Origin of the sequence: Bradyrhizobium sp. LB14.3 (genome assembly GCF_040547985.1) — a bacterium.
Taxonomy (GTDB): Bacteria; Pseudomonadota; Alphaproteobacteria; order Rhizobiales; family Xanthobacteraceae; genus Bradyrhizobium.
Window position 1 is genome coordinate 1 of the sequence record NZ_JBEPQT010000062.1, and the last position, 12,131, is coordinate 12,131.

Genomic DNA, 12,131 nt, shown 5'->3' on the forward strand with positions numbered 1-12,131 from the left:
CATCTCAACGCGCATCTTGTCGGCGTTGGTGACGAAGTAGGGCGAGATGTAGCCGCGGTCGAACTGCATGCCCTCGACGACCTCGAGCTCGGTCTTCTTATCCAGTTAAACACCTAAGGAAAAAATCCAAGGTTCGGTAAGCTCGTGTTCGGCGCGCTGGAAACGGCGCACTCGTTGGGCATCGGCCCGTCAAGCTCGCGTCACCACTCCAGGTGTTCATCCGCCTCCAGCACCGCAGCCTCGGACTACAGCGCTTTTGCGTGCTGTTCTTGAGTAGGTTTGCGAGAGTCTGCCTCGCAGCGAAACGGGCACTCGGGCCCATGTCGCTTCCAAGATCTTGGATGGCGCCAAGACAGGTGAGATCACGGCGGACCGCCTTAGGCAGGTCGGCATGGAAGCTCTTCGCTCTGCGCCAACAATGTGGCGGTAGGTGCGGACAACCGATAGTGCTCATGTGAATTTCCAGGTCACGGTGTTGAAGATCCTTGTTGAGCTACCCGGACGGGTTCGCATCCATGCCGGAGCTCAAGGGAGACATGGCCATTTTGGCCACGAGCGGTCCCGATTGGGCGGCGCGCACCAAGAGAATGGGCGCCCGCGTGCCCGACATCGATGTTGTTTCGCAACGGCTCGTCGAGCGTGTGAATGGAGGGTGGCGCATCACTGACAAGGGACGAGCGGTGCTCGAAGTGATGGAGCCGCGCCCTAGCACGCCCCAAATCCAGCCAGTGGACACGAGAGCTCGTGAGCTGCCATCGCGAGTGCCGACACGATCCCATTCTGTCGAACTACGTCGGCACGAGCCTGAACCACTGGGGCGGCGCCGGTCCACCAAGAGCCGAACGTGCGCACCGCACTCTTAGACCGCACTACGCGATCAACGCGACGCCCGACGATCGGTTGCCGAAGGAGAATTTTCGATGCCGTTGGTTGTGCCGCAACGCGGATCACCGCGACGCCGCCCACCATCGCCAGACGCTCCTGAAGCCTCTCAAGGTCGTAGTCCGGGGTGGTCTCCTCGCTCTGAGCCTTCATCTGGGCCACCCGACCCGATGTCGGCCTTCTTGCCGGCGCCATTGACGATCGTGGTGTTCTCCTTGTCGATCATCACCCTTCTTGGTGCGACCGAGCATGTTGAGCGTGACGTTCTCCAGTTTGACGCCGAGATCTTCCGAGATCGCTTGGAAAGAGACGCAATTCTCCACGATCTCAATCGTGCCGGCATTGCCGCTTCGCTCGGATCAGCCTGCGGATCCTGCTCAATCGCGCCATCGCATGTCCTGCACGGCGCGGTGCGCTTGTCCCTGCCGCGTGAGACAACCCTCCAAGAGACCGACCAGGTCGTCGCCGTATTGTCAAACTTGTGGCTCACCTGCGCGCCAACTCGCGGGAGCATGCTAAACCAAAGTATGCATCGCGGTCCAGAAAATTGAGCTCATGAACTCTTGAGTCGCCGCTCTCTTGATGCGGGCCTTTCGCAAGAAAGATCTCGAAGGGCCGACCGTGGAATCCGAATATGAAACGCTCTGGGGCGGTTGGGATCAGAATGGCCAGCAGCTGGATGCTCGATCTGCCCGAGATGGCGAGCGAGACGCCGCTCCCGATCACAATCAATGCCATAACGCGAGGGAAGACAGGGCGGACCGATGAAGGCCCTCCCGCGGATTGAGTTTGTCAACGCAGCCGACGCGAAGGCGATTCGTACTGATCTGGGGTGAGGATGAGAGCTCAGCATTGTTCCGTATCTCGGACCTGACCTCCCGAGTTGATCGGACCAGATATGCCAATGACACAGGAGGCCTTCTGCCTTCTCCAGCGAAGTTGCGCTATCGCGCCAGGCCTAGGCAACGTCTGGGATGTCGAGAGCGTCGCACATCGCTCCACCGTGACGGCATTGATGGTCCAGGCGTTCGCGCGCCGGCGGAGCCGACACCACTGCATCATCATCAAGCATCCTTACCACTGCCTGTGATAGTCGACTTCTTGGTACGACGGCCTGATGCGGACGGCTCTCCGGTACACGCGACCGATGGCGTGAAGTGCAAGGTATCGCGCGCTCCGGCATCCACGTCGATTGCTGGTATCCAATCTACGATCCGGCGGGCCAAGAGGTTGATCATGCCTCGGCGGCCATTGGCCTACTGTGCTGCGCAAGCCGCACGGCAGCGTGCTGTCGGTCAAGAGCGTTCTGATTACTGACGCTGGATTATGTTGAGGTTCTGACTGAAATCGGCATCCAGAGACCAGTTCCCGACCTCATCGAGGAAAGGCAGAACGGACGGAGCTTCCTCTTCTTCGGCTGTCCCTTCAATGAACGGCTTTTGCTATTTATGCGCGGCAGATCACGAAACGCTCGGCTGACGTCACTACGGGATCGTCGATCCGCAAGCACTCTCATGCAACGAGCTCTGCTTTCTGGTCGAGCAACACCTGACACGTCGCGATATGGCTCCCGCAGGCGATAGAGATGTTGAGCGCCAAGTAGCGGCGCAAAGTGGGCTTCTCGCCGCGGTCCGCTAGTAGGAAGAGGTCGCATCGCAAGCGACCGGTGCGTTGGGAGATTTCACGCGAGCTCAATGAGAACCCAACGGCCATCTCCGTCAAATTGCGACGTCTGTCGCATTTGCGACGTGTGAACTGTCGCTGACGCGTGCAAAACTGTGCGGATCACGTCTAGCTAACTCATTCACAGGGCGGGAATGCCATCGCCATCCGAGATGGCACGCGAGTTGCTAACTCTCGCTGTGGCCGCTCAGGCTGGTCGCCATGGGCACACTTGATAGAGAATTGAACATGAACGCGGTTGCCGGACGCGGAAAACATCACAAAGATGCTGAGGATAGCGGCGGGATGCGGGTCATCGCCGATTATAAGGGTTCCCGGAGCTCTTCGAAGAATGGCAAAGGGAGCTATGGGTCACAGGCTGCCCCAGGCGATCTGCCGTCCGAGATCTGGGACAAAGTGAGGCCTCATCCCGGCTATAGCGAAAAAGCTCATCATCATTACGCTCGCATCCATGTCGCGGTCGCGCCGGCTTGCAATATTCAATGCAACTACTGCAATCGTAAGTACGACTGCGCCAAAGAATCGCGTCCGGGTGTTGGTAGTGACAAGCTCACTCCTGAGCAGGCGGCGGGAAAGCTGCTCGCGATTCCACAGCTGACTTTGCTCGGTATCGTCGGCCCCGGCGATGCCTGGCCAATCCGAAAACGGCCTATCATGCCACAGATCTCGGCGTCCGAGTACGGCACAGCATTCGGGCTCGAAGGCCATCGAGGCCCGACAGGAATTGGCGGCGCTGCAGGATGCTTGTGAAGGTCAGATAAAGATGATGCGGCATTGCCGCCAGTGCCGCGCTGACGCCGTCGGCCTGCTCGGAGATGATCGCAGCAGCGAGTTCACCATAGAGAAGGTCGTGGCCGTGGACGTTCAATATGACCTCGAGACGCGCAAGGCTTATCAGGCCGAGATTAAGGATGCCTGCGGCGAGGATCACGACCAGGCAGGAGGAGTTAGCGGAACTCGCTGGCGAAATGAGCGAGGTCAAGCTTCTGGCCGCGTTCGCAACCAAAGGATATGCCGAGGAGGATCGGCTTGCGGGCATCATCCGCGCCATCAACGACTGCCACGCTGTATTCGCGGCCAACATTGGTGGCTGCCCAACAGACATTCTGATCAATGCTTGGATCGAGCCGGTCGATCAATACGCGCACGACGCCATCGAGAAATCGGCGATTGGCTGGTTCAGGGGCTATCTCCATAAAACTAAAAACGGTGACATCCCGCGCGCAAAGCGCGGCGACGCAGCGATCCCGCAAGAACCGCTAATCTCGGTCGCTTAAGAGGTCGTATCTATGCCATTCAAGATCGTCGCCTCGCAATGTACGCGTTCCTCGGCTTGTGAACCCTTATACCCGAATGTTGCAACGTCGGAGAAGGCTCGAAACTTCGTAATTGAACCCCAGAAGTGCACCGAATGCATCGTCTACTTTGACGAGCCGCAGTGTGTCGCTGTCTGTCCAGTTGAAAACACCAACGTCATCGATACATCAGTGCCGCGTTTACCACGCGCCTGGCTAAAATGGAGTGTGCTCGTGAACTTCATGCCGAGCTCCGTCACTCCAAAGTCGCGAGTATCGCCGTGTGCATTGACGGCGCCGCAGGCGTCGACTTGCAATTTCTTGTCATGGCCGTGGATTACTCAGGATCGATCACCAACATCGGTGCGTAGGCGGCGCCCCGGGTCCCCCAAGAAAGTCACGGAGCGCAACGGCCCAAAGTTGCGCCTCGATGCCGAGCGCCCACTAAGCAGCGCTGTCATCGATTTGACCCACGTCGCTGTGCTGACGGGCTTGTTCTTCGCCGAGCCAGGCGCATCGCCTTGCAATGTCGAAGGGGCCACCTGTCAGAGGAGGAAAGCTGCCCATGAACCTGGACCCAGTCATTCCACTATCAGGCAGCAAGGGAGCATTGGTCGCACACACGCGGCTCGAGGAAGGTCTGCTACCCGAAGCCGAGGATCAGCAACGGCAGACCGGGATCTTCTATCATCTGGCGGAGTGGCCGAAAACATCTGCTCGAAGCAGAGGCGCTGGCCTCTGCCCCCGATCGAGCTCTACCGCTTCCACTTCTACAGACTCGCTGGGCTAAGAGGTCGGAGGTGGCAAAGTTCTGCATTTTATCGCGTCTGTCGGGTCGGGACGCAGCGCATCGCGCCGCGCCGGCTTGGCTGGGTGATGAATGATGAGGCGATTGAGCTCCGCCGCATGGTGGCACCACGTATGCGGCTGCTTGCGACGGTGAACGACCCCGACACCTCCGTGCACCTCGAGTTCGCGCAGCGGCTTTCACCTCATTTGGTAACCGCTCTGAACCGCGAACCTGAACGGCATGCTCGCTACGACTTGGCGAGTCGCATCGCGGATGACGAGTCGGCATGTCTCATCGCAGACGAGGACAATATGCTGCAGAAGAGCACCTCTGCTCGCGTCTCCTTGCGCCCTGCAGGTTGGCGAGGGGGCGGTGCATGAACATGATCGTTTGCGACAGTGATGTGGTCCAGCTAAGCGGGCCGCCCGCGTTCAGCTTCGGTGAAAAGGTGAGGGCCAGCAGGACCATTCGCAATGACGGCACCTTTCGCGGCAAGGAGATCGGCGACATTCTGGCCAAGAAGGGCGACGTGGGTAATGTCGTTTCCATCGGCACGTTCGTGCAGAAATTCTATATCTACGGGTTCGAATTTCTTGAAAGTGGCTACCGCCTCGGCATGAGGCGCAAAGAGGTCGAACGGGTCGACGAGGACGTGGATGATCTGCCATTGTCGGAAGTGGCTGTGTCATGACAGAGCCGCGCGTTCCAAAATATCGATCGGGCCAGCGCGTGAAAACCGCAGTCAATCTCATCAATGACGAGTCAGTTGCCACCGCGCCTCCTGATGGGATCCTGGTCGGCGCGGGTGCTATCGGCGAGATCGTCCGGGTCGCGATGCATACCGAAGCGAGCGTGCCGGTTTATCTTGTAGAGTTGGGCGAGCGGCTGGTCGTTGGTTGTCTTGAAGAAGAGATCACAGTTCTTTGAGGGGATGTTCTCGCGATGAGAGTGTCGAAAGAGGTACCGGTCGGGCTGATCCCGCATCCGAACGAGCTAGATCGCAAGCGAATCGAACGTGCTTTGATCTCCCGCAAGCACTATCGCTATGTCTCGCCGAGTGTGACGCCGGTAAAGGATGGCTATCTCATTGGGAGTCCCTGCTGCTCGCGCAGTATCGACAACGATGGCGGTCAGATCGATGTCGCGCTGCTTCATTACGATGCCGTGAGCGGGATCTGGAAACTGTTCTTCAAGAATCATGCGCGAGGAAGCTGGAAAATTTACAGCATTTTCCACCGGCTCGCGTCGGCGATCGACGAATTGAACACGGATCCCGAGCGGCTGTTCTGGCAATGATGCTCATTGGCAACAATCACAAGGAGTCGCAATGGCGCTCGCCACAGAACAATTGATCGAAATCGAACGCCTGCTTGCGACAGCTAACACAGACACTGGCGCCGTTGCTGACCTAAGGCGCCGCTTTCCGCAGCTCACCTTCGTTCGATGTGATGCGTCGGACGTGTCGCGGCAGCCATTCCGGCGTCTTCCGCAGTTTGACTTGCATCTCATCGATGGATCTGACCACTGCATGCAGATTACGGCCGACCAGGCGCGAGCGACTGGAGTGGTGCTGGCTAGAAGGCATGTTGGGCGGTGATCGGCACTGGACCCGCAGAGAATCGCCTCGATGACGCGGAGGAGGTGAATGCAATTCCGCTCTCGGATCCTGATATCATTGTTGCCGTCTCTCTGCTGTCGAAGCGCTATTGTGTTCGCAGAGAATTTCCAGTCGGTCGACGACTGAGACGCTCGGACCAGCTTTCGCCGTCTATGTTGGCCGCAAGTATAGCGTTGCGGTTCCAAGCGCACGATTGGACTCCTGCTTGGCCTGAAGGCGCTCGGTATCGAGTGGAGCAAGAGGCAATCGCCTCCTCGTATTCGTTTCTCAGACCGTGCATGCCGTCAATCGGGCGGACGCACGGGGGAGTTTGCCGATACCAAATGTTGGTCCGAAACGTGCCTCAAGACAATGCCGAAGAACGTATGAGACCTAACAGACAGGCGATTATCGCCGCCAACCCGAACGGGCCACCCGGCACCAATGCAGGTGCGAAGTTCAAGTCGCTGCGCGAGGTCCACCCCAAAGGGCGCGAAACTGAATACGTCACAATCGAGCAGCCCACCGGTCTCTAAACCTGGCAAAAAAAGGAACGATATGAATCGGCAGATCATCATTCACGTCCGCTTCGCCCCGAATGGCAGGGTGATCCAGATCAGCGAGTGCCCGGCGAGGCTTACGCCGGACCAATGGTTTGATGTTCTCAAGGCCCGAGCCGACTCTGCCTATCGCTCGCTGCCCCGTGGTCGGGGCGTCTTTCGGCTGACCCGGGCGGCAGTTGATACCTTCAAGCAACAAGCTGTGACGCTGGCATGAGCGAAGAGATTCATCGATATCGTGGCCAGCCAGGAGATTGAGGTGTTCGCAGCCTGTCCAGCCGATGCGATCGACCGGGTGGCGCCAGGGCGTACAGTCTGTCGCAGATCGACGACATGGCGACAGCCTGCCGGTTACAATTCTTGTGATCCTGACTTTCGGCAATGACACGATTATGTCCATCGTTGCTGGCACGACGGAGTCTGGCGTAACATCGCTTACGGCGCGTTGTTCTCCCTGGATCGGTTATGATTCAGATACAACGGCACACCGCGACGTTGGAGGTCGACAGTGGGTTTTGCATCGGGGCCCTAGTGGACACGCGCTTAGATGGGTTGCACTCCACGCTCTAGTCGACAGTTGGGTCCGAGTGTCCGGGGGTCCGTATAGTCGCGATCCGTCGGCTTTGCGAAACACCCAGGTGCCGGCGGTCTCGTTCCTCCGATAACCGATCGACAGGCCTCGTCAGATCGATATCAAGACGGGCGTTTTGCGCACCGGCTTGTCCAGCTGCGCACTGCGGCTTTCGAGCGTCTCGTCCCTGATGCGCCTGACCATCGCCGATGACTCAGCTTCATTCCGAAAGTATCCAGCCGGAGTCCAGTGGACAAGGATGTATACAGGAGTCTGATACTGGCGGACGCCTGCGCACTCGAATCCTTGAGACGGCTGGCAATTTGAAGAGCTCTATAATAGGGCGTCGTGTCCGTCTCTCAGCTGAACAAGAACAAGCTTCGCTCAGAAGCATGCCTTCGCCGCGGGAGGAGTGACCTGAGTCCCAACTATCATCCGCCGATAAGTAGAGTCTTGGTGACATTTGAGCCCAATGGGCTCGGTGAAGCAACGGCGCGGGGCGCGGAGCCCCCCGCATAGCGCAGCGCCTCGCCCCGTTTCGGTCGGTCGGCAAGCGCTGCGATCGATGAATTCGCTCGACGTGAGATCGCCGAGCGAACTGTGTGGGCGAACGGTGTTGTAATCGTCCTTCCATGTAGCCAGCGCGGAGCGAGCCTGGGTGAGCGAGATGAACAGGGTCTCGTTGAGCAACTCATCGCGGATCCGGCCGTGGATGGGGAAGACGGCCCCGCTCTCTCGGCGACGGTGATATCGTGCCAGATGTGCTGGCGGCAGAAGAAGTCAATCAAGATGAATATCGCGACTATTGGGTTGGACATTTCGAAATTCGCTTTTCACCTCCATGCGGTTGATGACGAAGGACGCGTGGTCTGTCGCCAACGCCTGCGGCGCGGCGAGATCATCGCCTTCTTCTCATGACTGTCATTCTGCCTGGTCGGCATCGAGGCTTGTGCTTCCGCGCACCACTGGGCGCGCGAGATCCAGCGGCTTGGTCACGATGTGAGATTGATTCCGCCGGCATATGTAAAGCCCTACGTCCGGCGAGGAGCTAAGAACGATGCCACTGATGCGGCCGCAATCTGCGAAGCGGTTGCTAGCCCTAACATGCGGTTCGTTCCGATCAAGAGCGTCGAGAACCAAGGCTGCTTGATGCTTCATCGAGCGAGAGGCCTGCTGGTTCGTCAAAGGACTATGACATCTTGCGCCATCCGAGCCCATTTTGCCGAGTTCGGAGTTATTGTTGGGCAAGGCCGACAAAGGGTGGATGGTTTGGTGCAAATGTTGGACGATGATCAGTTATCGCTGCCGACTACGGCGCCCATGGCGCTGGCAGCGCTTGTGAACCAGATGAAGGAAGTCGACCGGCAGATTGAAGCGATCGAGCGAGAGTTGGCTCAGATCCAGAGAGCGCATCCAGTGGCGAGGTTGCTTGCTTCCATCCCGGGCGTCGGCCCCATAACGGCTACAGCCCTTGCTGCCACCGTCCCCGATCCAACCATGTTCCGTTCCGGGCGGGAGTTCGCAGCTTGGCTCGGCCTAACGCCAAGGCAGAACTCAACTGGTGGAAAGGATCGGCTCGGCCGCATAACGAAGCAGGGAGATTCCTATCTTAGGCACTTGCTGGTCATCGGAGCACGTAACGTCGTCCGCTTCCCAAAGGCACGCTCACGGGTCGGAGGCGGATGGATCGAAGCTCTCCTCGAGCGAGGTCGACCCATGGTGGTCGCAATCGCCGTTGCAAACAAGTTGGCTCGGATCGTCTGGGCGATGATGACGACTGGGGAGTATTGTAGGCCGACATCCCCTGCGTGAAGCTGCGGATGCGGCTAACTTAAGGTGCGAGGGCAAATGACTGCGTGATGAAAACCGGCGGAGCTGGAGATCGAAAAAGCCCGAAGAGCTTTAAGCGCAACAAGCGCGACCCGTTGATGAGGCCTCGATCCACGATCTCCATCAGGGCCAGCGACCATGGTATCGGTCGCACCAAAGGCCGTATACATGAACGCACCCGACCGACATCACAATGTTGTCGAAACCTCTTGCGCCCGCGGGGCCGTCTCTACATGAAGCTCTCGATGAAGGCGTTCTGGGTCGGCTTGCCGGGCGCGATGTAGTGCCACTCGATCTGGATCTCCTGGCACCAGCGCAGAACCGCCATCCCAGTGAGCTCAGTGCCATTGTCCGAGACGCACATGGCCGGACGGCCTCGCCGGGCGACGATCGCCCCAAGCTCGCGCACGACCCGCAGGCCCGGCAGCGAGGTATCTGCGATCAGCCCCAGGCATTCGCGACTGAAGTCATCGACCACCGCAAGGATACGAAAGCGGCGGCCATCAGTGAACGCATCCGACAGGAAGTCGAGGCTCCAGCGCTGGTTCGACCCCTGCGGGATCGTCAGCGGTGCCCGCGTGCCCGCTTGCGGCCGCCGCGCCGTCGCACCTGCAGCCGTTCCTCACGGTAGAGGCGGCGGAATTTCTTCTGGTTCATGGTCAGACCCTCGCGACGCATAAGCACGAGCAGACGGCGGTAGCCGAACCGGCGGCGAACGGCTGCCAGTTCGCGCAGGCGTGCCCGCACGGCGGCATCCTCCGGTCGGCAGCTCCGATAACGCTGCGACGTGCGGTCTGCCCCGACCACTGCACACGCCCGCCGCTCGCTGACCTCGAACGCACTTTGCAGATGAGCGACGGCCTCTAGCCTGGCGGCGGGCGTTACCATTAATGGGATGACCCGCCCCGTCCTCTCAGTCAGACTGAGTTGGCTTTTGAAAGGAGGAAGCAATGAGGACACGGAACAAGCCCAGGCCGGCAACGGTGTTTTGGATCGACATTGGCAAGAACCTTTTCCACGTCGTTGGGCTCGACGCCGCCGGAATGCCGATCCAGAAGGCGACCTTTCGGCGCGATACGCTCTTGCAGTTCTTCGAACGTGCAGGACCGGCTTTGGTGGGGATGGAGGCCTGCTCCGGCTCGCAATGGTTGGCCCGCAAGATCGCCGCCATGGGGCACACCGTTCGCATTATCCCAGCTCAATTCGTGAAGCCATATGTGAAGTCCAACAAAAATGACATCATCGATGCCGCGGCGATCGCCGAAGCCGTGACGAGACCAACGATGCGCTTCGTCGAGCTAAGGTCGCCTGAGCACATTGACCTGCAAGCGCTGCATCGTGTTCGCGATCGGATGATGTCGCAACGGACGTGCCTCATCAATCAGATGCGCGCTTTTTGCCTGGAGTATGGGATCGCTATTCACCAGGGCGCCGGCAAGTTCAAGGCTGATCTGCCGAGGTTTTGGCCGATCAGTCGAATGATCTAACCTCGGCGATGCGTCGCATTCTTGCATCTACATTTGACGAGCTGCGGCAGCTGGAGCTGCGGATTGCCGAGGTCAACCGCGAGATTGAGGCAATTGCCTCTCAAAGCGATACCGCACGTCGATTGATGACCATCCGGGCATTGGTCCGCTGGCCGCGACGGCGCTTCTGGCAGCAGCTGGATCTGCCCGCCAGTTCAAAAAGGCCCGCGATATGGCAGCTTGGGTAGGTCTTGTCCCCGGAATATTCTACGGGAGGCAAAACGAAGCTGCTGGGGATAAGCAAGCGCGGCAATCGATATCTGCGCCGGATGATCATCCATGGCGCCCGTTCCTGCGTGACTCATCTTGATCGCTCGCGATACCGCCTTGGCGCGTGGCTTGATGGACTTCAGGCACGCATGCACACTAACAAGGTCACCGTCGCCTTGGCGGCCAAGATTGCGCGGATCGCATGGGTGGTGATGACCAAGCCCGGCGCAAGCTATGAACGGCGGGATCCGGCCTTTAGCTGATCCCGTTTGTTCCAGACTGCGAGGTTCGTGAAGATGATGACGAAACAGTCGATCGGCGCGCCGTAAACCCTGTGCAAAAAAGCGGGCTTCGAGCCCGAACCATTTATCTGGGAACGGCACGCGCGGATCTCATCATGGCCTGGCCGCAACAGCGGCCCACTTGCAAGAGGCCGGATACATTTGTGCAGACTGCATCGTCCTCATTAAACGACCTTGCACGGGCGGGGCGGCCTTGGGAGCATCGCTTCGGCCAAAAGCTTCTTCAGCCTGGCATTCTCATCCTCCAGCGCCTTCAGCCGCTTGGCGTCGGAGACCTCCAGACCGCCGTACTTCGCCTTCCACTTGTAGGAAGGTCGCACTGCTAATCCCGTGCCTGCGGCAGCGTCAGCCGTCGCAGCCCCTGCCTCCTGCTCTCGCAAAATCCCGATGATTTGCGCTTCAGTGAACCGGCTCTTCTTCATTCGTCCATCTCCCACCGGGCTATGGACTCCCCCATTTTTGGAGGAAATGTCGGGGCTCAGGTCAGGAGCCCATGGGAGGGAGGCAAAAGCTCGCTAGCTTTCTTTCCTGCGGAGCCTTTAGCGCCGTTTGCTTTTCGGAAGCTGTACAAGCGGAAGACACCGCTCAGCATATGCTAGTGGTCTGATTCATTCGGACGATTCCCAAATCGACCGAAGCAGTTCAAGCTCTGGGCATGAGCAGGAACTATCGTAAAGGTCACCCGGGCGGATCGCCATCGGCTTGAGGCGATCGTCTCGGATCGCAGCGCACCTCAGAAGCATGTGTGGCGGGCCAACATCATTCTTGCCACCGCCGACGGCTGTGGCACCGCCGAGATCATGCGCCGCTCGGGCAAATCCAAGCCCGTGGTGTGGAGATGGCAGGCCCGGTTCATGGCGGAGGGTGTCGAAGGGCTAACGCGCG

Annotated in this window: 7 protein-coding genes and 10 pseudogenes; 13 read left to right on the top strand and 4 right to left on the bottom strand. The window is 59.1% G+C overall.

Annotated elements, in window-relative coordinates; all coding sequences use genetic code 11:
* The first annotated feature begins 454 nt into the window (after positions 1-454).
* A pseudogene (locus ABIB00_RS38160) lies at positions 455-863 on the top strand (hypothetical protein).
* On the opposite strand, the pseudogene groEL reads toward ABIB00_RS38160, so the two are convergent.
* Positions 847-1,184: pseudogene (gene groEL, locus ABIB00_RS38165) on the bottom strand (chaperonin GroEL); the annotation flags it as partial. The pseudogenes ABIB00_RS38160 and groEL overlap by 17 nt on opposite strands.
* 280 nt (positions 1,185-1,464) lie before the next feature.
* Between groEL and nifT the strand changes: the two are divergent.
* The 9 genes and pseudogenes from nifT to ABIB00_RS38215 all read left to right on the top strand — a co-directional run bounded on the left by nifT (position 1,465) and on the right by ABIB00_RS38215 (position 7,024).
* Positions 1,465-1,669 (top strand): annotated as a pseudogene (gene nifT / locus ABIB00_RS38175) (putative nitrogen fixation protein NifT).
* 1,181 nt (positions 1,670-2,850) lie between these two features.
* Positions 2,851-3,842, top strand: a pseudogene (locus ABIB00_RS38180) (NifB/NifX family molybdenum-iron cluster-binding protein).
* 12 nt (positions 3,843-3,854) lie between these two features.
* Positions 3,855-4,061 (top strand): annotated as a pseudogene (locus tag ABIB00_RS38185) (4Fe-4S dicluster domain-containing protein); the annotation flags it as partial.
* A 965-nt stretch (positions 4,062-5,026) separates the two neighbouring features.
* Positions 5,027-5,341: a nitrogen fixation protein NifZ gene (locus tag ABIB00_RS38190; RefSeq protein ID WP_354107908.1), complete on the top strand. Its 315-nt coding sequence runs from the start codon at positions 5,027-5,029 to the stop codon at positions 5,339-5,341.
* Complete coding sequence (locus ABIB00_RS38195) at positions 5,338-5,577, top strand: nitrogen fixation protein NifZ (protein ID WP_354107909.1); 240 nt, start codon at positions 5,338-5,340, stop codon at positions 5,575-5,577. Before ABIB00_RS38190 ends, ABIB00_RS38195 begins: the two co-directional genes overlap by 4 nt.
* A gap of 15 nt (positions 5,578-5,592) precedes the next feature.
* Entirely contained in the window at positions 5,593-5,946 is a 354-nt protein-coding gene (locus ABIB00_RS38200; RefSeq protein ID WP_354107910.1) for a DUF3024 domain-containing protein, read from the top strand.
* A gap of 31 nt (positions 5,947-5,977) precedes the next feature.
* Entirely contained in the window at positions 5,978-6,247 is a 270-nt protein-coding gene (locus ABIB00_RS38205) for a DUF6129 family protein (protein ID WP_354107911.1), read from the top strand.
* 386 nt (positions 6,248-6,633) lie between these two features.
* Entirely contained in the window at positions 6,634-6,783 is a 150-nt protein-coding gene (locus ABIB00_RS38210; protein WP_354107912.1) for a hypothetical protein, read from the top strand.
* A 22-nt stretch (positions 6,784-6,805) separates the two neighbouring features.
* Positions 6,806-7,024: a hypothetical protein gene (locus tag ABIB00_RS38215; protein ID WP_354107913.1), complete on the top strand. Its 219-nt coding sequence runs from the start codon at positions 6,806-6,808 to the stop codon at positions 7,022-7,024.
* An 897-nt stretch (positions 7,025-7,921) separates the two neighbouring features.
* Here ABIB00_RS38215 and ABIB00_RS38220 read toward each other — a convergent pair.
* Positions 7,922-8,089: pseudogene (locus ABIB00_RS38220) on the bottom strand (integrase core domain-containing protein); the annotation flags it as partial.
* Positions 8,090-8,167: 78 nt separating this feature from the next.
* On the opposite strand from ABIB00_RS38220, the pseudogene ABIB00_RS38225 reads away from it, so the two are divergent.
* Positions 8,168-9,190 (top strand): annotated as a pseudogene (locus ABIB00_RS38225) (IS110 family RNA-guided transposase).
* A 253-nt stretch (positions 9,191-9,443) separates the two neighbouring features.
* Here the strand turns inward: ABIB00_RS38225 and ABIB00_RS38230 are convergent.
* Positions 9,444-10,096: pseudogene (locus tag ABIB00_RS38230) on the bottom strand (DDE-type integrase/transposase/recombinase); the annotation flags it as partial.
* Positions 10,097-10,158: 62 nt separating this feature from the next.
* Here ABIB00_RS38230 and ABIB00_RS38235 point away from each other — a divergent pair.
* Positions 10,159-11,207: pseudogene (locus tag ABIB00_RS38235) on the top strand (IS110 family RNA-guided transposase).
* A 230-nt stretch (positions 11,208-11,437) separates the two neighbouring features.
* Here ABIB00_RS38235 and ABIB00_RS38240 read toward each other — a convergent pair.
* Positions 11,438-11,668: pseudogene (locus tag ABIB00_RS38240) on the bottom strand (transposase); the annotation flags it as partial.
* Positions 11,669-11,989: 321 nt separating this feature from the next.
* On the opposite strand from ABIB00_RS38240, the gene ABIB00_RS38245 reads away from it, so the two are divergent.
* Positions 11,990-12,131: helix-turn-helix domain-containing protein (locus tag ABIB00_RS38245; protein ID WP_502917957.1), on the top strand; the 142-nt coding region annotated here is incomplete at its 3' end.